This window comes from Palleniella intestinalis, assembly GCF_013166595.1.
Classification (GTDB): domain Bacteria; phylum Bacteroidota; class Bacteroidia; order Bacteroidales; family Bacteroidaceae; genus Prevotella; species Prevotella intestinalis.
Genome location: NZ_JABKKG010000006.1, coordinates 50,261 through 73,070 on the forward strand (window position 1 = coordinate 50,261; position 22,810 = coordinate 73,070).

A 22,810-nucleotide genomic window follows, 5' to 3' on the forward strand; every position below is an offset into this window, starting at 1 on the left:
AATATGCGTATTATTTTCTAAAACGCCAATTAATGAATGTAGTGTTCATTTCAATTGTATTCCCAAAAATCTTGTATCTACATCTAATAAAAAGTGCATACTGATAGTTATAAACCACGGTATGCTTTAGGGGACATTCCAAAATGACGGGTAATGTAACGACTTAGATATGATGGAGAAGAGAAGTTCATAGCATGACAAATTTGGTCAAGTGTGAGAGTTGTATTTTTAAGATAGTTTGAAAGTATGGGCAAGGCGTGACTGTTAATCAGGTCTGTCACTGTTTGTCCAGTGTGACGCCGAACAAGATTTGAAAGATACTTTGATGAAACGAATAATTTGTCGGCGTAAAAATCAACTGTGCGGTGACGCTCCGGTAATCCTGATGATAATAACTCCAGCAGACGTGATATTATATCGGCTCCCTGTATTGTTGTTGGCTTATTCATAGTATTACGCCTTATATGGGCTGCAAATATATCATACATCAAGCTTCTGCAAAGACTTCCAACTATTTCTTCAAAAAAGGGATGAGATGAGTCTGAAAGTCGTCTGTTTATTGATTGAAAATCTGTAGAAATTAATTCCGTTTCATATTCATCAAGCGTTATTATCGGGTTCTCAAAAAGGGATATACTGCCTCCTACAGAGTAATTATTGGTAGGAAGTAGGTTTTGAAGAAATTGGTGCGGAGCAATAATCATTTCGACTTTACACCCCTTAGGTCCTATTTGTAGTTTGGAAATCAGGTCAAGACGTGATGATACGAATAAATTACCGGGATTCATAGTAATCAATTGACCATTAAAAATCATTGCAAAAGTTCCAGCATGACACAATACATGTGCACACCAATCTTTGCCGAAACCTTTGTCAAGTATTGACAATAGATTTTCCGAATATATTGTATTTTGAGGGATAAGAGCATATTCCATGCTGCAAATATAATTGATTTGGTGAATTTTGAAAAGTAATGGAGTGAAAAAGGTAAAAACTCCTATGATATAATCTGGTAATTTTGCAACATAAATCACAACAAATAAAGATGATATGAATAAGATTAAACTTTCCAATGGTGTGGAAATGCCACAGATCGGTTATGGCGTTTATCAAGTGACACCCGAAGAATGTGAGCGATGTGTTGCAGACGCACTCAGTGTAGGTTACAGAATGATTGATACAGCTCAGGCTTACAACAATGAGGCAGAAGTGGGCAAAGCCATTGCCAATAGTGGCATTAGTCGTGATGAACTCTTCCTTGTGAGTAAGGTATGGATTTCAAACTATACTTACGACAAAGCTCTCTCTTCCATCGATGAATCACTTCGCAAACTTGGTACTGATTACATTGACCTGATGTTGCTACACCAGCCTTTCTGTGATAGGTATTCTGCGTATCGCGCACTTGAGCAAGCGTATAAGGATGGTAAAGTCCGGGCTATCGGGGTGAGTAACTTTTTCCCTGACCACTTTATCGACCTTGCCAGTAATGTAGAAATTCCTCCGATGATAAACCAAGTGGAAACCCACGTATTCAACCAACAGACTGAAGCCAAAAAAATTATGGAGGAATTCGGGTGTCATATAATGTCGTGGGGACCTTTGGCAGAAGGACGCAATGGTCTTTTTACCAATCCTGTATTAGAGAATATCGGCGCAAAATATGGTAAAAGTGTGGCTCAAATCGCTTTAAGATGGCTTTATCAGCGTGGAGTCATAATCATACCGAAGTCAACGCACATAGAACGTATGCGTGAGAACCTGAGTGTTACAGATTTCTCACTTTCCGAAGAAGATATGCTCGAAATAGCGAAACTCGATCTCGGATATAGCCAGTTCTTTGACCACCATTCGGCAGAAGCTGCCCGTTTGTTTATGTCGTGGCGAGGGTTGTGCTAAAACAATTGCAAATAATATGGCTTGATTGTCAAAATGTGACAGCCAAGCCATATTATTTCATTCCCAATAGAATATTAATTTGCTATGGCACGGTATTCAACCGGGGTGATATTGAAATGCTTTTTGAATAACCGAGTGAGGTGATGTGGGTAATTGAACCCAAGAGCATAGGCAATTTCCGATATAGACTTGTTGGTTTCGGTTAGCATTGTTTTAGCACGGTTAAGAGCGAATAGATGTATATGCTCAATTGCAGTATGCCCGGTTGATTTTTTTACAAGATCTCCAAAATAATTTGGAGAAAGACATACTTCCGAGGCGCAGTATTTCACAGTTGGCAAACCTTGTGAAACAATTTTATTTGAATGGAAATAGTCGGCAAGAACTTTGTCAAACCGAGCCATTACATCTGCGTTCAATATCTCACGTGTCACAAACTGACGATCATAGAACCTGACACAGTGATTCAACATTGTTTCTATGTTTGACGTAACTATATGTTTCGTGTGCTTGTCAATGGCATGGTCGAGTTCTTCACGGATTTCATGGAAGCAATTCAGTATAATGGTTTTCTCCCTATCGCTCATGTGAAGTGCCTCATTAGAATCGTAGGAGAAAAACGAGTATTCTTCCATACGCTTCGCAAGAGATGTGCCAATCAACAAGTTTGGATGAAACATCAGAATCTGTCCTTTAGGATTTAGAACAATCTTCCCGTCATTGACTCCTGCAATCTGATTTGCACCAATAAACATCATGGTGCCTTCTTCGTAGTCATATTTATTCCTGCCATAAAGCATTTCCCCACAGTTAATTTCCTTATAGAAGACACAAAAGAACCCAAATTTTTTAACTGAATGTGCCATTTGGGGAAGCTCAGACATATCGATTACCGAAACGAGAGGATGCTGAGCCTTCGTTCCAAGCAAGCGGCAATAGTCTTGAACAGACGGGAGATTGATTATATTATCTTTCATAATTACATTGCTAATTTAGTGCAAAATTACACTATCAATTCATTACAACCAAGCACTTTTCGTCATATAGGTAAAATTGGTTATTCAATCCGTAATCTGTGTGGTACCCCCTATTATAATACGCTATAACTTTGCACTTGGATAAATTTGATATTACTGATAATAATGAATATAACAATGAAAAAGGTATTGATACTGTCGGGAAGTCCTCGAAAAGGAGGAAATTCAGATTTGCTCTGCGATGAGTTCATGCGCGGAGCAGAGGAAAGTGGCAATGTCGTGGAGAAAATATGGATTCCCAGCAAAAAGATTGGCTATTGCCGTGCCTGCTATTACTGTAAGAATCATGGCGGTGAGTGTTGCGTAAAAGACGATATGTCCGAAGTTTTGCAGAAAATGCTTGATGCAGAGGTGCTTGTGCTTTCATCGCCCGTATATTTCTATTCAGTCAACGCTCAGATGAAAGCGGTTATCGATCGAACTGTGGCCCGTTGGCTTGAATTAAAGAATAAGGAGTTCTACTACATCATGACAGCAGCAGAAGACGAGGGACATACTATGGATTGCACACTTGAATGTTTCCGTGGTCTTGCCGCTTGCTTTGAAGGCTCAAAAGAGATGGGCGTTATATGCGGCAAAGGAGTCTATGAAAAAGGAGAAATTAGCGGCACACCATATATGCGACAGGCATACGAAATGGGGAAATCAATAAGATGACAATATGGAAGAAAAACGAATAGACTGTGCCCACCAAACCACAGAAGAATTGGAGAAGGCAAGAAATCTCTCGCAGTTGATGTTTCGGCTCAACCATACAATGCCCTATACGCAGGAATATGAAGAATTGATTGCAAAGGTATTTCCCAATATTGGCGTGGAATGTCGCATCAACACACCAATCACTGCCGTGCGGACAGATGAAGTCTCTATTGGGAATCGGGTGCTTATTATGCCCGGATGCCTGATGATGTCTGCCGGAGGAATCACTATTGATGACGATGTGATGATTGCGGCAAACGTGCAGATTATCTCCAATAACCACGACCTTAACGATCGTTGGGTCATAACGTGTAAGCCGGTGCATATATGCAAACGTGCATGGATTGGAGCCGGAGCTACAATTCTTCCCGGCGTAACTGTGGGCGAGAATGCAGTTGTAGGAGCCGGAAGCATTGTCACGCACAATGTTGAACCAAATACCATCGTTGCGGGGAATCCAGCAAGGATAATAAAAAAGATAGTAAAGAAACAAGTACAATGAGGAAAGATGTTATGCTTTTAACCGGTGCCGGTCAGATAGGTATGGCGATTGCCCGGCGGATGGGATACGGCATGAAGATTATTATTGGCGATAAAAAGATAGAGAATGCCGACGCTATCTGTGATGTGATGAATAACGCAGGATATGATTGTGTCCCGTTTGAAATGAACCTCTCAAGTCGTGACAGTATCCTTGCCATAATAGCAGAAGCACGGAAACATGGGGACATAACCATGCTTGTCAATGCCGCAGGCGTATCTCCCAGTCAAGCATCCATTGAAACCATTTTGAAAGTGGATCTGTATGGCACCGCCGTATTACTTGAAGAGGTGGGTAAGGTCATTGCGAAAGGTGGCACGGGTATTACAATTTCCAGCCAAAGCGGACACCGTATGCCGGCATTGACACAGGAACAGGACACGCTGTTCGCCATGACCCCCACAGAAGAACTGCTGTCACTTGAAATGCTGCATCCGACAAATATCCGTGACACACTCCATGCCTACCAGTTGGCTAAACGTTGCAATGTGAAGCGCGTCATGGCTGAATCGGTGAAATGGGGAGAACGCAACGCGAGAATCAACTCCATATCACCGGGTATAATTGTTACACCGCTTGCCATTGACGAGTTCAATGGACCACGCGGTGACTTCTACAAAAATATGTTTGCCAAATGTCCGGCAGGACGTCCCGGCACAGCTGATGAAGTGGCCAATGTCGCTGAATTGCTTATGCGTCCACAAGGCGCGTTTATTACCGGTACAGATTTTCTAATTGACGGAGGTGCCACCGCATCCTATTTTTACGGACCATTAAATCCAGATCTGAAATGAAAAGAATACTAAGCATTATAATGATAATATTGACAACGGCAATTACATCATGTGCCGGGAACAATGCGAATAAGAATAATAAGAAAGATAGTATGGAAACAAGTATTAAAGACAAAAAGACTCTTGTGGTTTTCTTTTCACATACGGGGGAAAACTACTCTGTCGGCAATATCTCTGAGGGTAACACTCATATCATTGCTAAAATGATTGGTGAGGCAACCGGAGGTAAACTATTTGAAATCGTGCCAGAAAAAGAATATCCCCATGATTCATATGATGAGGTGGTGGATATCGCCAAAAAGGAAAAGGCGGAAAAAGCTCGACCTGCAATAAAAGGGGACATCGCCGTAGAGGATTATGATGTAATATTCATTGGCTATCCGAACTGGTGGGCAGATATGCCGATGCCTGTTTATACGTTTCTCGAAAAACATAATTGGAAAGGAAAAATCGTAATTCCGTTTTGCACACATGAAGGCAGTGGACTATCTGATACAGAAAAATACATATCAGATGTGTGCAAAGGTGCAACGATAACCAAAGGTCTTGCGGTGAAAGGCTCTACAGCACAGAACAATCGTGAGCAGGCTCGAAAAACAGTCAACACATGGCTTGAAAGGCTGAAATAATCATAACTACTTAACAAAATAACAGACCATGTTGAGAAAAATCAGAATTACATTAGCGATGATATTTTTTATAGGTATCACGCTGCTTTTTCTCGATTTCACCGGAGTAACTCACACATGGCTCGGTTGGATGGCTAAAATACAGTTCCTACCAGCCGTGCTTGCGTTGAACCTCGGTGTAATCGTTGCGCTTGTTGCATTGACTCTGCTTCTTGGCAGAGTTTACTGTTCTGTGATATGCCCGTTGGGGGTTATGCAAGACATATTCGGTTGGATGGGAAAGAAACAAAAGAAAAACCGTTATTCGTATTCCCCTGCTAAAAACATATTGCGCTATACAATGCTGATAGTGATGCTTGCCTCCATTATTCTTGGTATCGGCTCAATTGTGGCATTGCTTGCTCCTTATAGTTCATATGGACGCATTGCGCAAAACCTGCTCTCTCCGATATGGGGATATGGCAATAACCTTCTTGCGGAATTAGCAGCCAGATATGAAAGCTATGCCTTTTATCCGGTAGATGTCTGGATACGCAGTGGCATAACTTTCGGAATCGCTATGGCAACCATTGTTGCACTCGGAATAATGGCGTGGCGAAACGGGCGCACATATTGCAACACGATATGCCCGGTCGGAACAGTCTTAGGATTTCTATCTAAGTATTCGTTATTCAAGCCTGTCATAGATGTGACGAAATGCAATAGTTGCGGACTATGTGCCAGAAACTGCAAAGCGGCATGTATCAACAGCAAGAACCATACGATTGACTATTCCCGATGTGTGGCTTGCATGGATTGCATCGGCAAATGTCACAAAAACGCAATATCATATTCCCGCAGAAAAGTAAATACTGACAAGCAGTTGGATACGACTGGATCTGTAGGCCCTTCACGACGTAATTTCCTTACGACAACATTTGCTATCGGTACGACTGCCATCCTTCATGCGGAAGAGAAAACGGTTGATGGAGGTCTTGCCGTGATAACCGACAAGAAAATACCGGAACGCAAGACACCTATAGTTCCTCCGGGGGCAATAAGCCTGAGGCATCTGACAAACCATTGTACCGGTTGTCAATTATGTGTTGCCGCCTGTCCTAATGGTGTGCTGCGTCCGTCTTCTGACCTTGACACTCTTATGCAACCCCGTTCTTCGTACGAGCGTGGATATTGCCGTCCGGAATGTACCAAATGTTCTGAGGTTTGTCCGGCGGGAGCAATTATAAAACTTGACCGGGCTGAAAAATCTTCAGTTCAAATCGGTCATGCGGTGTGGGTAAAGGACAATTGCGTACCTCTTACTGACGGTGTGGAATGTGGTAATTGTGCCCGCCATTGTCCTGTGGGAGCCATTCAGATGGTACCTTCCGACAAGGATAATCCTGATTCCCCTAAGGTACCGGTCGTGAATGATGAACGTTGCATCGGATGCGGAGCCTGCGAAAACCTTTGTCCGGCGCGTCCGTTCAGCGCGATATATGTCGAAGGACATGAAAATCACAGAATCATCTAAATCATAGAAGCAATGAAAGAAAAAAACAACATAGACCGCAGGGAGTTTCTGAAACGGATTGGCATCGGGACTGCCGCTGTTTCGGTTGCAACATTGACCGGTTGTGACTCTAAACAAAACCCGGTGACCGGGAATCTGACCGCAACTACAGAAATTCCTACGGATAAAATGACATACCGGAACAATCCCAAAACCGGAGAAAAAGTATCAATCTTAGGCTATGGCATGATGCGTTTGCCATCGGTCGACGGACGCAGTGCCCGTGAGGGTGGCAACGATTCCATTGATCAGGAAATGGTGAACCGTCTTGTGGATTACGCATTAGAGCATGGCGTGAATTATTTCGACACATCTCCCGCTTATTGTAAAGGACAGTCGGAACATGCTACAGGGATAGCCCTCAGCCGCCATCCGCGTGACAAATACTTTATCGCAACCAAACTGTCGAACTTCGCTCCATCTACATGGAGTCGAGAAGCATCGCTTGCCATGTATCACAACTCACTGAAGGAACTTCAGACTGACCATATCGACTATATGCTTCTGCACGGCATCGGTATGGGTTCCGATGGTCCGGCAGAGTTCAAGGCAAGATACATTGATAACGGTGTCCTTGATTTTCTTGTGTCAGAACGGGAAGCTGGACGGATTCGTAATCTCGGTTTTTCATACCACGGCGATATAAGTGTATTTGATGACCTGCTTTCCAAACACGATATTTATAAGTGGGATTTTGTGCAGATTCAGCTCAATTACCTTGACTGGCACCACGCCAAAGAGATTAATCCACGTAACACGGACGCTGAATATCTGTATGGAGAATTAGAAAAACGAGGCATTCCGGCTATAATCATGGAACCTTTGTTAGGAGGGCGTTTGTCGAAGTTGCCCGACAATATTGTTGCTCGACTGAAACAGCGTGAACCTGAGCGTAGTGTGGCATCGTGGGCTTTCCGTTTCGCCGGAAGCAAGCCGGGGGTGCTGACTGTACTGAGCGGTATGACGTTCATGGAGCATCTTCAAGATAACCTGCGTTCATTCTGTCCTCTCACACCGCTTTCGGAAGATGATGAGAAATTTCTGTATTCCACCGCAGATTTGATGATGCAGTTTCCTACAATCCCGTGCAACGATTGCAAATACTGTATGCCGTGTCCATATGGGCTGGATATTCCTGCTATTCTGTTGCATTACAACAAGTGCATCAATGAGGGTAATGTACAGGAAAGTCAGCAGGCGGAAAATTACCGGGAGGCACGCCGGGCTTTCCTCGTTGGGTATGACCGAAGTGTGCCGAAACTTCGTCAGGCAAACCACTGTATAGGTTGTAACCAATGTGCTCCGCATTGTCCTCAAGGTATAAAAATCCCGGAGGAACTACACCGTATTGACAATTTTGTGGAACAGCTGAAACAAGGGACTCTATGACGGATGATTTAATAAAACTGCTTCATTCCGGTAACCATTCTTTGGTTGTTGCCAATGGCGATGTCTGTACATTTAACGGGCATGGCGTGAGTGATTTGTACAGTCTTTTCAAAGAAGATCCCGGCTTTCTGAAAGGAGCTTCTATTGTAGATAAGATTGTAGGCAAAGCGGCTGCGGCATTGATGATTCTGGCAGAGATAAAAGAGGTGCATACTGATGTTATCAGTCAGTTGGCTCTTGACTTGTTTGCCGGAAGCAAAATAAGTGTCAGTTACGTTACTGTGGTTCCTCATATCATCAATCGAACACAGACCGGTTGGTGTCCTTTGGAAACCCGTTGCCATGACTGCCAAACTCCACAGGATTGTCTTTGCCGGATTGAAGAATTTATAAAATTACAAAGTGATAAATGAGGAAACGATATTCACTATTTGCCACATTGGTATTGGCGGGAGGTATTACCGTTTCTGCTAATACACCCGATGCGGACAGCCTGTCAATGAAAACACCGATTGTGATTGGTGAAGTAGTGGTTACGGGAACCCGTAACCAGACAGACATTCGCCATTTGTCACAAACGGTTTCGGTCGTGAACCGGAACAAGTTGGAACAAGCGATGCAACCCTCCCTGCTGCCAGTGCTGACAGAACAGGTGCCGGGACTATTCACCACTTCGCGTGGCGTGATGGGCTACGGAGTATCGAACGGTGCGGCAGGAGGCATTTCGCTGCGCGGACTGAGTGGTGGCAATGCCCGCCTGATGGTACTGATTGACGGACATCCGCAATATGCCGGTATTTTCGGGCATCCGATATCCGATGCTTACCAGACACTTTTGGCTGACCGTGTGGAAGTGTTGCGTGGTCCGGCATCCGTGCTGTATGGTTCAAACGCGATGGGTGGTGTGGTGAACATCGTTACCCGTAAAATGCACGAGGATGGCATCAGTACCAACCTGCACGCCGGATATGGCTCTTACAACACCGTGGAAACCGAACTGACAAACCGTATTCGCAAAGGACGTTTTTCAAGTGTTGTCAGTGGCTCGTATAACCGCACGGACGGACATCGTGCCGATATGGGATTTGAACAATACGGCGGTTATGGCAGGATCGGTTATGAAGTAACCGACAATTGGAATCTGCGGGCAGATGTGAACGTGACCCACTTCAATGCCTCTTATCCCGGTCCGGTATCTGCCGCGCTTTTAGACGGCGACCAGCGTATTACACGAGGTATGACTTCCTTTGCCGTGGAGAACGAGTATGAAAAAACTTCCGGTGCATTGAGTTTCTTCTACAACTGGGGCGATCATTGGATTAACGACGGCTATACACCCTCTGCCGGAGAAGGACCGCAAGATGGCAGGTTCAACTCATTCGATGATATGATGGGGATTTCCCTGTACCAAAGTGCCCGCTTCTTCAACGGAAACCGTGTCACGGCAGGATTCGACTGGTTTCGTTATGGAGGCAAAGCATGGACTGAGTTTGTAAGCGGAGAACAAGCCGGGGCACGCCGGGACTTGGTAAATAAGCACGAAGATGAGTTCGCTGGTTATGTGGATTTCCGTCAAGATATAGGTTCTTGGCTGACGCTTAATGCCGGTGTGCGTATAGATCATCATTCCCGCGTCGGCACGGAATGGGTGCCACAGGCAGGATTGGCATTCCATCTGCCGCATTCCATTGAACTGAAAGCATCCGCCTCGAAAGGTTTCCGTTATCCGATACTCCGAGAAATGTATATGTTCCCGCCACAGAATCCTGCTCTGAAACCGGAATCAATGTGGAACTACGAGATAGCCTTTTCACAAAGACTGTTTGGCGGAAAACTATTTTATGGAGTCAATCTGTTCTACATCGACGGCAAGAATCTGATTATGACTTTGCCCAACCCGAATGGTAGCGGTATGCTTAACCAAAATTCAGGCAAGATAGACAACGCCGGAGTTGAAACACAAATGGCTTACCGTATCAGCGAATCGTGGTCAGTGGATGCCAATTACAGTTTCCTGCACATGGAAAATCCTGTGATAGCCGCTCCCGAACATAAGCTTTATGCCGGGGCGAATTTCACACAAGGGCGTTGGTCTGTATCGACAGGAGTGCAATATGTAGCCGGACTCTATACTTCGGTTATCACAAACGGTCACGGAACCGAAAAAACTGAAGACTTCGTGCTTTGGAATTTGCGCGGACAATTCCGTGTCCTGAAATGGCTTGACATCTGGGCACGGGGAGAGAACCTGTTGGCACAACGCTATGAAATAAACGCCGGATACCCGATGCCGAGAGCTACGGTAATGGTAGGTATAAATCTAAAATTTTAATAATAAGTGATATGCAAACAACAACTGTAAAATTGTATGCGCTGTCATACAACAACGTAAAAACCTATTTGGCAGCTTCTCTCTTCGTCTTGGGAAACTTGGTTATGCCACAGCTCTTTCATCTCATACCGCAAGGCGGAATGATTTGGTTGCCAATCTACTTCTTCACTCTTGTAGGAGCCTACAAATATGGCTGGAAGGTGGGACTTCTGACTGCTGTTTTATCCCCATTGGCAAACTCCGCTCTTTTCGGAATGCCGGCTGTGGCGGTACTCCCTGCCATCTTGCTAAAATCTGTACTGTTAGCCATAGCTGCCGGATATGTGGCTTCGCATTTCAAAAGAGCATCACTTGGTTTGCTCGTCGGAGTTGTGTTGGCTTACCAGTTTGTAGGCACATTAGGTGAATGGGCTATGAATGGTGATTTTTGGCTTGCCATACAGGATTTCAGAATCGGTATTCCGGGTATGCTGTTTCAGATATTCGGAGGATGGTTGTTTATTAACCATATAATTCGAAAATGATTATGACACCACTATTTATAGGCGGTCTGGGTATGCAAGAAGTGCTGCTCATTGTATTGGTCGTGCTGCTGTTTTTCGGCGGCAAGAAAATTCCCGAACTGATGAAAGGGCTCGGCAAGGGTGTGCGTTCTTTCAAAGAAGGAATGAACAATGTAGAAAAAGAGATTGACGAAATCAGGGACTCTGAACGAAAGGAATAACTGTATGGCAAACGAAACGAACACACAATCCTTTTGGGAGCATCTGGACGTGCTGCGGACGGCAATCATGAAGATTGTCGCCGTAGCCGTTGTGTTCGGTATCGCGGCATTCTTTTTCAAGGAAGAACTATTCTCCATTGTACTTGCACCAAAAGAGGATGAATTCATTACTTATCGGTTACTTGACCGTATGGCGGCATGGGCTGGTGGTACAGTAGAACCGTTCTCCGTCCGGCTTATTAATACCGGATTGGCACAACAGTTTATCATCCACATGAAGACAGCGTTGTGCGCCGGAGTGTTGTGTGCTTCGCCTTATATCCTTTATCAGTTGTTCCGATTTGTTTCTCCAGCTCTTTATGACAATGAACGGCGATATGTCACACGGATTGTCGGAGGCGGATACGCTATGTTCGCATTAGGTGTAATTATCAGTTATTTTCTGATATTTCCTCTGACATTCCGTTTCTTGGGAACTTATCAGGTTAGTGGTGATGTGGATAATCTCATCTCGCTTGAATCGTATATCTCTACACTTGTAATGATGTGCCTTGCAATGGGCATCGTCTTCGAGATACCAATACTCTCGTGGCTGTTTGCCAAACTGGGATTTCTCTCGGCAGACTTCATGCGTCGCTATCGAAAACACGCCATTGTGATTATCCTTGTAGTTGCAGCCATTATTACACCGACATCGGATGTGTTCACGCTTTCGTTGGTCGCACTGCCGATGTGGGTACTTTATGAAGTGAGTATATGGATTGTAAAAAACTCAAAGATGAATGAAAATACTTTTACAGCATAAGATATTCATAGGATATTTCCTTTTGATGGCGATCATCGGCAGCATGGTCGCCATTGTTCTCCATGAGCGTAACCGGGTGCAGAAGATAGAAGACGAATCAATTACCATTTTCCAGACCCAGCATGACATCAACACCGCCCACCGATATGTGACCGCATTGGCAACTTATGGAGAATCCGTCTTGGTATGGGATAATGAGGACACTCAGGCTTATAGGAAACGCCGTGTACAGACCGATTCCATGCTGCAAGTCTTACGCATGCAATGTGAAGATTTCATACGACCCACTCAGATTGATTCGCTCCGTACATTGTTAGCCGCCAAAGAAGCGCATCTGTTTCAAATCATGGAAGCCTCACGGAAACAAAGGCAGACCGACAGTCTTCTGTTCAACCAGAAACCGACTGTTACCACACACACGACAACAAAGACCGTTACCCGCAAGAAGAAAGGCATAGCCGGATTTTTCGGAGGCAAGGAAACCGTGCAGCTACCTGTTACGACCCGGCAAACCACATTGGATAAAAAACTAATTTCTCAGATAAACAGACAGCAACGTGATATAGAAGCCTATACAGACAGCTTGCGGTTATGTAACAAGGAACTCAACAGGAAAATGCGTATGCTGATTACAAATCTGGACGAACAGACATGGCTCGCTTTTCGGAACAAGAAGATGCGTCTGAAAGCATCCTACGAGCATTCGACAGTTATCATTTCCGGTCTGATTATGTTCTCTATCATCATGCTGGTTGTCTTTTATCTCATCATACAACGGGATATAAAGAAGAAGGTACAGGTAAGGGAAGAAAGGGAACGGCTCATAAATGAACTGAATCTTAGCGTTGAACAAAACGATGTTCTGATAGCCTCACGGAAAAAAGCGGTGCATACCATCACCCACGAATTGCGTACACCGCTGGCGGCAATAACAGGTTATACCGAACTGTTGCAAAAAGAAGGTAACAACAATAATAATGAACAATACATCAAAAGCATACAGCAATCTTCCAACCGTATGCGGGATATGCTCAACGCTTTGTTGGACTTCTTCCGTTTGGACAACGGCAAGGAACAACCCAAACTGTCGCCCTGCCGCATTTCAACCATAGTGCATACACTCGAAACGGAGTTCATGCCCGTTGCCATGAACAAAGGTCTGTCGCTGATAATGAAGAACGTAAACGATGCCGTTGTACTGACCGATAAAGAGCGGATAATCCAAATCGGGAACAACCTGCTGTCAAACGCTATCAAGTTCACGGAAAAAGGCGGCGTGTCGCTGACTACCTATTATGCTGACGGAGTTCTAACAATTACTGTTGAAGATACAGGTACAGGTATGACCGTAGAGGAACAGTATCGTGTATTCGGTGCGTTTGAACGCCTTTCAAACGCCGCCACAAAAGACGGCTTCGGACTTGGGCTTGCCATTGTGAAGAATATAGTGACGATGCTTGGTGGCAAAATCCGTTTGGAAAGCAAGAAAGGGAAAGGAAGCCGTTTCACGGTGGAAATACCCATGTCGAAAGCCGAAGAAGTGCCGGAAAAAGAGATACAGACTTACATCCACCGAAAAGACAGAAACCTTAATGTTGTCGCCATCGACAATGACGAGGTACTGCTCCTGATGCTGAAAGAAATGTATGCACAAGAAGGAATACACTGCGATACCTGCACCGATGTGTCGGAACTGATGGAAATGATACGCCGGAAAGAATACAGCCTGCTGCTGACAGACTTGAATATGCCCCATATAAATGGTTTTGAACTGCTGGAACTTCTGCGCTCGTCCAACGTGGGCAATTCACAGACAATCCCCGTGGTCGTGGCAACCGCTTCGGGCAGTTGCAATGCGGAGGAACTTTTGGAACGGGGCTTTGCCGGATGCCTGTTCAAGCCGTTCTCCATATCGGAGCTGATGGAGGTTTCCGACAAGTGCGCCATTAAAGCGACAAAGGACGGTAAACTGGATTTTTCAGCCTTGTTATCCTACGGCAATGAAGCCGTCATGCTGGAAAAGCTGATAACGGAAACAGAGAAGGAAATGCAGGCGGTTCGGGATGCGGCAACGCGAAACGACCTGCAAGAACTTGATGCCTTGACACACCACTTGCGCAGTTCGTGGGAGATACTCCGTGCTGACCAACCGCTGAGGGTACTTTATGGAGTGCTTCATGGTAAGGATAAGTCTGATAACGAAGCGTTAAGTAATGCCGTGTCCGCAGTGTTGGATAAGGGAGCGGGAATAATCCGACAGGCAAAAGAAGAAAGGAGAAAATACGAAAATGAATAAGACAAGAATAATCGTAGTTGAGGATAACATCGTGTATTGCGAGTATATCTGCAACCTGCTGGCACGGGAGGGATACAGTACCGTGAAGGCTTACCACCTCTCGACAGCGAAAAAACATCTGCAACAGGCGACGGATGATGATATAGTAGTTTCTGACCTGCGCCTAAACGATGGCAATGGAATAGACCTGCTGCGTTGGATGCGCAAGGAAGGCAAGATACAACCGTTCATCATCATGACCGACTACGCCGAAGTGCATACGGCAGTCGAAAGTATGAAACTCGGTTCGATAGACTATATCCCTAAAAAACTGATAGAGGATAAACTCGTCCCGCTTATCCGCTCCATACAGAAAGAGCGGCAGTCAGGACACAACCGGATGCCTGTGTTTGCCCGTGACGGCTCCGCTTTTCAGAAAATCATGCACAGGATAAAGTTGGTAGCTGCCACCGACATGAGCGTGATGATATTCGGAGAGAACGGCACGGGCAAGGAGCATATCGCCCACCACCTGCACGACAAGAGCAAACGGGTGGGCAAGCCCTTCGTGGCGGTGGACTGCGGTTCACTCTCAAAAGAACTTGCGCCGTCGGCTTTCTTTGGACACGTCAAAGGAGCGTTCACAGGTGCGGACAGCACAAAGAAAGGATATTTCCATGAGGCGGAAGGAGGCACGCTGTTCTTGGATGAAGTGGGCAACCTTGCATTGGAAACACAACAGATGTTGCTCCGTGCCATACAGGAAAGACGTTATCGTCCGGTCGGTGACAAATCGGACAGAAGTTTCAACGTCCGCATCATCGCCGCCACAAACGAGGATCTGGAGGCGGCAGTGAGCGAGAAGCGTTTCCGGCAGGATTTACTCTACCGTCTGCGCGACTTCGAGATAACCGTTCCGCCCTTGCGTGACTGTCAGGATGACATCATGCCGCTGGCGGAGTTCTTCCGTGAGGTAGCCAATAAGGAACTGGAGTGTAATGTGGGCGGTTTCACTTCCGAAGCCCGTAAAGCGTTGCTGACCCACGCATGGTCGGGCAACGTGCGGGAGCTTCGGCAGAAAATCATGGGAGCGGTATTGCAGGCTCAGGAGGGTGTGGTCTCGAAAGAGCATCTTGAACTTGCCGTACCGAAACCGACCTCACCCGTCAGCTTCGCCCTGCGCAATGACGCGGAGGATAAGGAGCGGATAATGCGTGCGTTAAAGCAGACAAACGGCAACAGGAGTGCCGCCGCCGAACTGTTGGGAATAAGCAGAGCTACACTTTATAGTAAACTTGAAGAGTATGGACTTAAATATAAATTCAAGCAACCATAGCCCGTAATTCGCTGAATTTCGCTATCTTTGCAAAACATTTGAGAAATAACGGCGATTGGCAGGAGCTTTTCGCCGCCGACATATAGAATAAGACCGCAAGGAGTTTCAGGCGTAAATCTGGTAAATTGAAACTGAAAGAAGCTAATTGCGTGATGCTTATGCTATGCCTACGCATAGCGTGCATTCACGCGTTTCTTTCAGGGGCTTTACCAGAGCCTACGCTTGAAGTAGTGTGGATTGCACGCTACTTTTTTTTGCACCTTGCCTAACGAAAGGATACGATTATGGGAAAAGTTCAGATTCTTGCCGTCCTTACAATAGACGGATGTCTTTCTTCCGAGTTATATGGCAAAGCGCATAAGGATTTGCGTCTTGACCGTTGCGGTCTTGATGAAATCAGAAAAAACGCCCTTTACCGTGTCACGCCTGACTATTCCATCTCCATGCTGCATGAATGGCGAGAAGATGGCACAAACACCTGCTATCTTGCGGAAGCGACACCGGACACGGCGGACTATATCAACGGGCTGCTGCGTATGCAGGCGGTAGATGAAATCATACTGTACACCATTCCTTTCATTGCTGGAACCGGACGGCATTTCTTCAAGTCGGCACTCTATGAAAAACACTGGACACTTGCTTCGCTGAAAAGCTATCCCAACGGTGTATGCCGTTCCATATATGCCCTTGACAGATAAATAAGAACACCCGAAATGTATGCCGGTCATACATTTTAACTTGTAAAAAATTATATAAATGTCTAATTTCCAGTCAAATTAAGTATCTGTCAATTTATTCCCGATAAAAAATATCGAGTTTTATACAGTTGAAATCCAGTGCTTTGTAAAATTGAGCGTTGGATTTTCTGTTTTCTGCCACGCTTATTGCCAATAATATTCATGTGCGCATACCGAAAAACAGAGTGTAAAACTTCAAAATTGACAGGAACATGAACTACTTTTTATTAGCGGAAACCGACTTTTTCCGCCTGATAAACGAAGCCGGCGACTGCAATATGGAAACGGCATACACGGCTTTCGCCACCCAAGTGATTGAGCTATGCAACGGTAACATGGATGCGAATCGCACCATCATCGCATTAGCTTACATAGAGATTGAATTGCAGCACCATCCCGTGCGCAACCTTTCCGAAGAAAGGAAAGAGATTGCCGCATACGTCAGCAAGGCTCTCTCTTTCGTCAGGAAGATGCAGAAGTTCCTTGCAATGCCCCAAGTGCCACCACTAATATCCGCCAACACTACAACCGATAACACTGCCAACCTCCTGCAATGGACGGGCAACGCCATCGACCTCGTGGAACTTATCTACGGCATAGACGAGATGGGGTGCATAAACAACGGCAAAATGCCGCTCAAACAACTCGCCCCGCTTCTCTACAAGATATTCGGTATTGAATCAAAGGACTGCTATCGTTTCTATATTGACATCAAACGCCGGAAGAACGAAAGCCGCACCTACTTCCTTGACAGGATGCAGGAAAAACTGAACGAGAGAATGTTGCGCGACGAAGAGTTGGAACGCATGAGAAAATGACATCAAAAAACAAGCGGGACAGGTTTTGCAACTTGTTCCGCTTGTTTCCATTATTGCCAATAGGCTCTACTTCTGCTGCAACAGATGTTTCAGATTATCATCGTTTGCGATGCGCTCCAGCTCTTCCTGAACAATCTGCTTCACCTCTTCCTTGATGCGTCGGTAATTCGCCTGCACCGTTTCCTTCATGCAGTCGTTGCCGTCCTCGTCCGTAAAGTCGGTAATGACGGGGATAGGCTTGTAAGCCCTTTCCTCCCGTTTCACCTTCTCGGCATCCACCACAATCTCACAGTGAAAAATCTTCTGCTCGATGCGCTCGTTGAAGTTATCGGACACCGAACCGACAAACATTCCCTGCGTCAGCCCGGAAATCTTGCTTGGCGGTATGAGCGCGTCCATCTGCGTGTTGATGGAGGTGGAAACATCCTGCCTGTTGATGGAAATGGACTGCCGTTTCTGCAATACCTTACCGAACCGCTCGGATAACGTCTTAGCTGTTTCCCCGACCACCTGCCCGGAGAAAATGTTACCGACCGTATTCATCACAACCTTCGCTTCTTTATCTCCGTAGTCGCGCACCAACTGGCTGAAATCCTGAAAGCCCAGACACACGGCAACCTTGTTGCTTCGCGCGGTGGCAATCAAATTATCAAGCCCCTTGAAGTATATCGTGGGTAGCTCGTCTATAATGACCGACGACTTCAACATCCCCTTCTTGTTAATGAGTTTCACAATACGGGAGTTATACAGACCGAGAGCCGCCCCGTAGATGTTCTGGCGGTCGGGATTATTGCCCACGCAGAGGATTTTCGGCTCTTCGGGATTGTTGATGTCCAGCGTAAACTCGCTGTCCGACATCACCCAATAGAGCTGCGGGGAAATCATCCTCGAAAGCGGAATTTTCGCCGATGCTATCTGCCCCATTAACTGTTCAGCCGCCCCTCCGAGCCAAGCATCCATGAACGGGGAAAGGTAGTTCTCCAGTTCGGGATAGGAGGTCAGTATCGGGAAAATATCCTCGTACCTGCGGTTCAAAAACTCGATGGCATGGGGGAACGTGCAATACTTTCCACCCTGAAAAATTTTAAGATACCAGATGATTGCGGCAAACAAAATAATTGGTGATTCCACAAAGAAGTCGCCCTGCTTTTGCACCCAACTTTTATTGAGGTTGAGCATAATGGTATAGGCACTCTCGTAAGCGTCCGTAATGTCCTCCATGAAATCCGGGTGAATAGGATTGCAACGGTGTGAGCGTCGCGGGTCGTCGAAGTTGATCACATAGAACTTCGGCTTCACCTTGTAGCCCTCTGGATGGTTCATCAGGTGGTTGTAAGCGATGGTTGAGAGGTCGGGGTACTTGAAATCATAGATGTATTGACTAAAGCCCTTCTCAATCTGTTGCTTGATAAAGCTGTTCACCACAGCGTATGACTTGCCACTGCCCGGCGTACCCAACACGATGGAAGCACGGAACGGGTTTACCACATTTATCCAGCCGTTGTTCCAACGCTTCTTGTAATAGAAACGTGTGGGCAGATTGACCGAATACTCACTTTCGATAAGCCTCGTTTCCTGCATGAAGCTCTCGTTCTCGTTGTTGAAAACATCATCCATCAGATTGTGCTTCAACAAGCGGCTCATCCACAAACCGCCCATCAAAAGGCAGACATAGCCCGTGCCGATGGTAAGGATATAGAGAGCCGTGACCGCTTCAACCGGAAGCGGCAGAGCCAGTATCCACCAGTTGAGGAAGAACAGCACAAAACCGACGGCAAGCACCGTCCATATTTTCCGCCAAGTGATTTTCTCACCCTTGACCCCTTTCGTCCCCAGACAGGACAGGGCAAGTAGCAGGACGGCAAACAGCTTCGTGTACAGTATGGAATGGAACAGCCCCGCCGTGCGGTCGAAGTTCATCAGTATCCGGTCCACCACGCCGATGTCCACGCCCCACAGCCGGATGGCTTCATAGCAGAACCAGTACACGTTCATTACCACTAAAATAATACTCACGGCACGCAGAAAATCCATGATTTTCGCCAATGCCCTCAAATCGTCTTCTTGTTGTGACATACATTGATTTTTTGATTGTTGATACTCTGATTACATTCCCAAGCCCTTGCGCTTTTTCTTCTTTCTGCGCTGCATCGCCCGGATGAAAGCCTCTTCCTCGGCATTGACCGCCGGACCTTCGGGAGTGAGCAAGCCCATACCGCCCGACACGTCTTCACGGTCGTATGCGGTCTGACCTTGTGTCTTGTGTGCATCGTCCGCAACATCCACCGGAATGGATAGCGGTATCGGCGGCTGTCCTGCGTATGGCAGGGTGAAGTGTTCCTGCAAGGCATTCGCCGAAAGTTCCTTGCCCATGCGCGAGCCGTTCAGCACGCATCCTGTGCGGTGGTCGATGAAGGTAGCCCCGTAAATGCGCCCTTCCTCCGTATGGCGCAACACGGTGTCGATGCCCTTCTCTTTGAGCCGGGACACGAATTTGTCCTTGTCATAAGTGCCTTGCAGCACGGAAAGGACGGTGCGTTTCGTCGTGTCGGCGAGTTTCCTGTCCTTAATCTCCTGCTTGGAACGTGCGAACTTTTTTTGCACGGCTTCATAGCCTGCGGACTTCCCGAAAAGCGAGGATTTGAACGGGTTGCCCACCTTGTCGCCCTTGTCGTCCGTGACGGAATAGACCAGCCCGTGATACTCCCGTCCGCGCACGTTGCCCCTCGCTTCCTCCACCGTCAGGTTATAGAGGGAAAGGAGCGCACGGTATTCGCCCATCGTCTGAAAGCGGTACTGCCCGTTCAAAGCCTTCACGGTGTTACCCACCTGCTTCTTCACATCGCCTGCCGAAGCGTACACCTTGCGCAGCGGGTTATCCAATCTCGGATTTTTACGTTCAGCCGGATGCAAGCCGTACTTCTGTTCCAGTTCCTTGCGGATACGGTCGCTGCGACGGTAAAGGAAATCCCGGTTGAGCCGTTTCCCGTTCTCGTCCACATTAACCGTCACGATATGCAGATGGTGGCGGTCAATATCCTCGTGCTTGAAAACAAGGTAAGGCTGATTTCCGAAGCCGAGTTTTTCCAGATAATCGCGGGCGATATTCTGTAATTCCGCATCGGTCAGCACATCCTCCGGGTGCGGGTTAAGCGAGATATGTACCACCGGCTTCTCCACCTTCATCTGCGGCGGCAGGAAGGTGTGGAAACCTTCCATTGCCTTGTTGATGTCCACCTTTCCCGAACCGTCATTGTAGATGCGGTTGGTGGTGAGCAACCGCCCTTGCGCCTCGTTAATCTTCTCACCGTTGTAAGCGATCGCGCCGTACAACGAGCTGCCTACACTGATTTTTGCGACCATTTCGCCTCCATTTCTCTCGATAATTCCACAATCTGACGGCTCAGTTTCACGAGTTCGATGGTGTGTTGCTCCAGTTTGTAGAGCAACGCCATCGCCTTTTTCTCGGAGAAATGCAGCCTCAGTTCCTTCACGACTTGGTTGTAGTTCGTTCCCACGGCTCGGAACTGCGCGTGAAAATCCGACAGCTTGGTGTAGTAGTCCACCAGCGTCTTGTCCACCTTCAGCACCTTGAACGGCTGTCCGAAGAAGTGCGCCTTGAGGAAAACCGACCGTGCATAGACACCCGATTTTCCGAACATGGCGAGGAAACGGTTGTGTTCCTCCTCGTTGAAACGGACGGTGTAGCGGTACACCGCCGGATCCAGTTTGGGATTTCTCCCTGCTTTGCTTTTCCTTTTCTCTTTCATATTACTTTGGATTTAGCGGATTGACGGCATAAGCCGCCGCTTCAAGGCACAGACACCGTAGGTCTGAAAGGCTGCCCGACTTCGGAGGGGAAGCCCGCCCCCTGCAAGGGCAAGTGCTTTTCGTGGCTGCTCAAAATATTTTGAGCGGCTGAAAAGACATCTTGCTATGTTCAGGTGAACATAAAAATCCGTCAGGGGACGGATAGGAAGATACCTTTCAGGACTCCGGCTGCGCCACCATCGGCGAACCCTGCTGTCCGGGGGCAAAGTTACACCCTTAATGCGGTATCGGACAGATGTTTGATCCGGTCAATGACTGCCAACCGGCGCAACGTGCTGCCACTTGCCGGAGAAGTGATACAAGTTCCAGAATATACTTGTTTATTTGCAGCATGATTCAAGAAACGAACGATTTGAAGATATGAGAAACGGAACATTCAAATACCCGGAAAACCGCTTCTGCGGATACTTGCCGAAGCGGATATCCGAACCGTCGGAAACCCGGTTATCCGACAATTCGGTGACGTATGGATTCAATGACTTCATGACGCAATGTCGTCATTCATCATTTATCCGCTGCACCGCTTCACCACAGAACCGGATACGCGATGACCCGCCTATGCGTGTAATCACGGAAGCGGATAATGCGACAGCCAAGTCCGCATGGAAACAGAAAATAAAATCATCAACAATTAAAATATATAGAACTATGAGTAAGGAAATCTTCGTTGCATTCGCAACACAAAAAGGAGGCATCGGCAAATCCACCGTAACGGCACTTGCCGCCAGCTACCTCCACAACGTGAAAGGCTACAATGTCGCCGTCGTGGACTGCGACGACCCGCAGCACAGCATCCACGGACTTCGTGAACACGAAATGGGTCTTATAGACAGCAGCACCTACTTCAAGGCTCTCGCCTGCGACCATTTCCGCAAGATAAAGAAGAACGCCTACACCATCGTCAAAAGCAACGCAGCGGACGCCCTCGATGATGCCGAGAGGATGATCGCCACCGAAGATGTGAAACCTGATGTGGTGTTCTTCGATATGCCCGGCACACTCCGAAGCAACGGCGTGATAAAGACGCTCTCGCAGATGGACTACATCTTCACGCCCTTGAGTGCTGACCGCTTTGTAGTGGAAAGTACCCTGAAATTCGTCACGATGTTCCGCGACAGGCTGATGACGACCGGACAAGCGAAAACAATGGGGCTTTATCTGTTCTGGACGATGGTGGACGGCAGGGAGAGGAACAACCTGTACGGCATCTACGAGGAAGTGATCGCCGAAATGGGCTTCCCGGTGCTTTCCACCCGTCTGCCCGACAGCAAGAAGTTCCGCCGTGACCTTTCGGAAGAGCGCAGGAGCGTGTTCCGCTCGACCATCTTCCCGATGGACACTGCCTTGTTGAAAGGTAGCGGCATCCGTGAGTTTTCCGAAGAGATAAGCGACATCATCAGACCGCAGTGAGC

General features: G+C 46.8%; 22 protein-coding genes. 17 read left to right on the plus strand and 5 right to left on the minus strand.

Annotated features, from left to right (window positions below):
• Window positions 1-107 precede the first annotated feature (107 nt).
• The gene (locus HPS57_RS09370; protein ID WP_172182486.1) at window positions 108-1,073 is read right to left on the minus strand and encodes an AraC family transcriptional regulator; all 966 of its coding nucleotides are present in this window, start codon (window positions 1,071-1,073) and stop codon (window positions 108-110) included.
• On the opposite strand from HPS57_RS09370, the gene HPS57_RS09375 reads away from it, so the two are divergent.
• Window positions 1,051-1,899 carry an aldo/keto reductase gene (locus tag HPS57_RS09375; RefSeq protein ID WP_172182488.1) on the plus strand — a complete coding sequence of 283 codons (849 nt, stop codon included), beginning with the start codon at window positions 1,051-1,053 and terminating at the stop codon, window positions 1,897-1,899. The genes HPS57_RS09370 and HPS57_RS09375 overlap by 23 nt on opposite strands.
• A 74-nt stretch (window positions 1,900-1,973) precedes the next feature.
• Here HPS57_RS09375 and HPS57_RS09380 read toward each other — a convergent pair whose 3' ends face one another.
• A complete protein-coding gene (locus HPS57_RS09380; RefSeq protein ID WP_172182491.1) occupies window positions 1,974-2,876 on the minus strand; it encodes a helix-turn-helix domain-containing protein in 903 nt (300 codons plus the stop codon).
• 177 nt (window positions 2,877-3,053) lie between these two features.
• On the opposite strand from HPS57_RS09380, the gene HPS57_RS09385 reads away from it, so the two are divergent.
• The 15 genes from HPS57_RS09385 to HPS57_RS09455 all read left to right on the plus strand — a co-directional run bounded on the left by HPS57_RS09385 (window position 3,054) and on the right by HPS57_RS09455 (window position 17,567).
• Window positions 3,054-3,593, plus strand: a complete 540-nt coding sequence (locus HPS57_RS09385; RefSeq protein WP_172182493.1) for a flavodoxin family protein — start codon at window positions 3,054-3,056, stop codon at window positions 3,591-3,593.
• Window positions 3,594-3,597: 4 nt separating this feature from the next.
• The gene (locus HPS57_RS09390) at window positions 3,598-4,137 is read left to right on the plus strand and encodes a DapH/DapD/GlmU-related protein (protein ID WP_172182495.1); all 540 of its coding nucleotides are present in this window, start codon (window positions 3,598-3,600) and stop codon (window positions 4,135-4,137) included.
• Window positions 4,134-4,970, plus strand: a complete 837-nt coding sequence (locus tag HPS57_RS09395; RefSeq protein ID WP_172182497.1) for an SDR family oxidoreductase — start codon at window positions 4,134-4,136, stop codon at window positions 4,968-4,970. Before HPS57_RS09390 ends, HPS57_RS09395 begins: the two co-directional genes overlap by 4 nt.
• Window positions 4,967-5,599, plus strand: a complete 633-nt coding sequence (locus HPS57_RS09400; protein ID WP_172182499.1) for a flavodoxin — start codon at window positions 4,967-4,969, stop codon at window positions 5,597-5,599. The genes HPS57_RS09395 and HPS57_RS09400 overlap by 4 nt, the downstream gene beginning before the upstream one ends.
• Window positions 5,600-5,627: 28 nt before the next feature.
• Window positions 5,628-7,112: a 4Fe-4S binding protein gene (locus tag HPS57_RS09405; protein WP_172182501.1), complete on the plus strand. Its 1,485-nt coding sequence runs from the start codon at window positions 5,628-5,630 to the stop codon at window positions 7,110-7,112.
• Between the two features lie 12 nt (window positions 7,113-7,124).
• A complete protein-coding gene (locus tag HPS57_RS09410) occupies window positions 7,125-8,540 on the plus strand; it encodes an aldo/keto reductase (RefSeq protein WP_172182503.1) in 1,416 nt (471 codons plus the stop codon).
• Window positions 8,537-8,953 carry a DUF1893 domain-containing protein gene (locus HPS57_RS09415; protein WP_172182505.1) on the plus strand — a complete coding sequence of 139 codons (417 nt, stop codon included), beginning with the start codon at window positions 8,537-8,539 and terminating at the stop codon, window positions 8,951-8,953. Before HPS57_RS09410 ends, HPS57_RS09415 begins: the two co-directional genes overlap by 4 nt.
• Window positions 8,950-10,872, plus strand: a complete 1,923-nt coding sequence (locus tag HPS57_RS09420) for a TonB-dependent receptor (RefSeq protein WP_172182507.1) — start codon at window positions 8,950-8,952, stop codon at window positions 10,870-10,872. Before HPS57_RS09415 ends, HPS57_RS09420 begins: the two co-directional genes overlap by 4 nt.
• A gap of 11 nt (window positions 10,873-10,883) precedes the next feature.
• Window positions 10,884-11,396 (plus strand): ECF transporter S component, encoded by a 513-nt coding sequence (locus HPS57_RS09425; protein WP_172182509.1) that lies wholly within the window; start codon window positions 10,884-10,886, stop codon window positions 11,394-11,396.
• Window positions 11,393-11,596, plus strand: a complete 204-nt coding sequence (locus HPS57_RS09430) for a Sec-independent protein translocase subunit TatA/TatB (protein WP_172182511.1) — start codon at window positions 11,393-11,395, stop codon at window positions 11,594-11,596. The genes HPS57_RS09425 and HPS57_RS09430 overlap by 4 nt, the downstream gene beginning before the upstream one ends.
• A gap of 4 nt (window positions 11,597-11,600) precedes the next feature.
• The gene (tatC, locus tag HPS57_RS09435) at window positions 11,601-12,401 is read left to right on the plus strand and encodes a twin-arginine translocase subunit TatC (RefSeq protein ID WP_172182513.1); all 801 of its coding nucleotides are present in this window, start codon (window positions 11,601-11,603) and stop codon (window positions 12,399-12,401) included.
• On the plus strand, window positions 12,379-14,697 hold the full coding sequence (locus tag HPS57_RS09440; RefSeq protein WP_172182514.1) for a hybrid sensor histidine kinase/response regulator: 2,319 nt from the start codon (window positions 12,379-12,381) through the stop codon (window positions 14,695-14,697). The genes tatC and HPS57_RS09440 overlap by 23 nt, the downstream gene beginning before the upstream one ends.
• Complete coding sequence (locus HPS57_RS09445) at window positions 14,690-16,012, plus strand: sigma-54-dependent transcriptional regulator (RefSeq protein WP_172182515.1); 1,323 nt, start codon at window positions 14,690-14,692, stop codon at window positions 16,010-16,012. The genes HPS57_RS09440 and HPS57_RS09445 overlap by 8 nt, the downstream gene beginning before the upstream one ends.
• A gap of 284 nt (window positions 16,013-16,296) precedes the next feature.
• On the plus strand, window positions 16,297-16,710 hold the full coding sequence (locus tag HPS57_RS09450) for a dihydrofolate reductase family protein (protein ID WP_010801778.1): 414 nt from the start codon (window positions 16,297-16,299) through the stop codon (window positions 16,708-16,710).
• Window positions 16,711-16,961: 251 nt separating this feature from the next.
• Window positions 16,962-17,567 carry an RteC domain-containing protein gene (locus tag HPS57_RS09455; protein ID WP_172182516.1) on the plus strand — a complete coding sequence of 202 codons (606 nt, stop codon included), beginning with the start codon at window positions 16,962-16,964 and terminating at the stop codon, window positions 17,565-17,567.
• A gap of 66 nt (window positions 17,568-17,633) precedes the next feature.
• Here the strand turns inward: HPS57_RS09455 and mobC are convergent, their stop codons facing one another.
• From mobC to mobA, 3 genes are read right to left on the minus strand one after another with little or no spacing between them, the layout of a single operon-like run.
• Entirely contained in the window at window positions 17,634-19,643 is a 2,010-nt protein-coding gene (gene mobC, locus HPS57_RS09460) for a conjugal transfer protein MobC (protein ID WP_172182517.1), read from the minus strand.
• Between the two features lie 30 nt (window positions 19,644-19,673).
• A complete protein-coding gene (gene mobB, locus HPS57_RS09465) occupies window positions 19,674-20,930 on the minus strand; it encodes a conjugal transfer protein MobB (protein WP_172182518.1) in 1,257 nt (418 codons plus the stop codon).
• Window positions 20,909-21,337, minus strand: a complete 429-nt coding sequence (gene mobA / locus HPS57_RS09470) for a conjugal transfer protein MobA (RefSeq protein ID WP_172182519.1) — start codon at window positions 21,335-21,337, stop codon at window positions 20,909-20,911. The genes mobB and mobA overlap by 22 nt, the downstream gene beginning before the upstream one ends.
• A gap of 421 nt (window positions 21,338-21,758) precedes the next feature.
• Here mobA and HPS57_RS09475 point away from each other — a divergent pair, with 421 nt between their 5' ends.
• Window positions 21,759-22,808: a ParA family protein gene (locus HPS57_RS09475; RefSeq protein WP_172182520.1), complete on the plus strand. Its 1,050-nt coding sequence runs from the start codon at window positions 21,759-21,761 to the stop codon at window positions 22,806-22,808.
• The last annotated feature ends 2 nt before the right edge of the window (window positions 22,809-22,810 follow it).

Coding starts and splice junctions, on each gene's coding strand:
- HPS57_RS09475 (WP_172182520.1), top strand. CDS start 21,759: ATGAGAAACGGAACATTCAAATACCCGGAAAACCGCTTCTGCGGATAC.
- HPS57_RS09400 (WP_172182499.1), top strand. CDS start 4,967: ATGAAAAGAATACTAAGCATTATAATGATAATATTGACAACGGCAATT.
- mobB (WP_172182518.1), bottom strand. CDS start 20,930: ATGGTCGCAAAAATCAGTGTAGGCAGCTCGTTGTACGGCGCGATCGCT.
- HPS57_RS09415 (WP_172182505.1), top strand. CDS start 8,537: ATGACGGATGATTTAATAAAACTGCTTCATTCCGGTAACCATTCTTTG.
- HPS57_RS09390 (WP_172182495.1), top strand. CDS start 3,598: ATGGAAGAAAAACGAATAGACTGTGCCCACCAAACCACAGAAGAATTG.
- HPS57_RS09375 (WP_172182488.1), top strand. CDS start 1,051: ATGAATAAGATTAAACTTTCCAATGGTGTGGAAATGCCACAGATCGGT.
- HPS57_RS09395 (WP_172182497.1), top strand. CDS start 4,134: ATGAGGAAAGATGTTATGCTTTTAACCGGTGCCGGTCAGATAGGTATG.
- HPS57_RS09440 (WP_172182514.1), top strand. CDS start 12,379: ATGAAAATACTTTTACAGCATAAGATATTCATAGGATATTTCCTTTTG.
- HPS57_RS09420 (WP_172182507.1), top strand. CDS start 8,950: ATGAGGAAACGATATTCACTATTTGCCACATTGGTATTGGCGGGAGGT.
- HPS57_RS09410 (WP_172182503.1), top strand. CDS start 7,125: ATGAAAGAAAAAAACAACATAGACCGCAGGGAGTTTCTGAAACGGATT.
- mobA (WP_172182519.1), bottom strand. CDS start 21,337: ATGAAAGAGAAAAGGAAAAGCAAAGCAGGGAGAAATCCCAAACTGGAT.
- HPS57_RS09385 (WP_172182493.1), top strand. CDS start 3,054: ATGAAAAAGGTATTGATACTGTCGGGAAGTCCTCGAAAAGGAGGAAAT.
- HPS57_RS09430 (WP_172182511.1), top strand. CDS start 11,393: ATGATTATGACACCACTATTTATAGGCGGTCTGGGTATGCAAGAAGTG.
- HPS57_RS09455 (WP_172182516.1), top strand. CDS start 16,962: ATGAACTACTTTTTATTAGCGGAAACCGACTTTTTCCGCCTGATAAAC.
- HPS57_RS09380 (WP_172182491.1), bottom strand. CDS start 2,876: ATGAAAGATAATATAATCAATCTCCCGTCTGTTCAAGACTATTGCCGC.
- HPS57_RS09445 (WP_172182515.1), top strand. CDS start 14,690: ATGAATAAGACAAGAATAATCGTAGTTGAGGATAACATCGTGTATTGC.
- mobC (WP_172182517.1), bottom strand. CDS start 19,643: ATGTCACAACAAGAAGACGATTTGAGGGCATTGGCGAAAATCATGGAT.
- HPS57_RS09405 (WP_172182501.1), top strand. CDS start 5,628: ATGTTGAGAAAAATCAGAATTACATTAGCGATGATATTTTTTATAGGT.
- HPS57_RS09425 (WP_172182509.1), top strand. CDS start 10,884: ATGCAAACAACAACTGTAAAATTGTATGCGCTGTCATACAACAACGTA.
- HPS57_RS09450 (WP_010801778.1), top strand. CDS start 16,297: ATGGGAAAAGTTCAGATTCTTGCCGTCCTTACAATAGACGGATGTCTT.
- tatC (WP_172182513.1), top strand. CDS start 11,601: ATGGCAAACGAAACGAACACACAATCCTTTTGGGAGCATCTGGACGTG.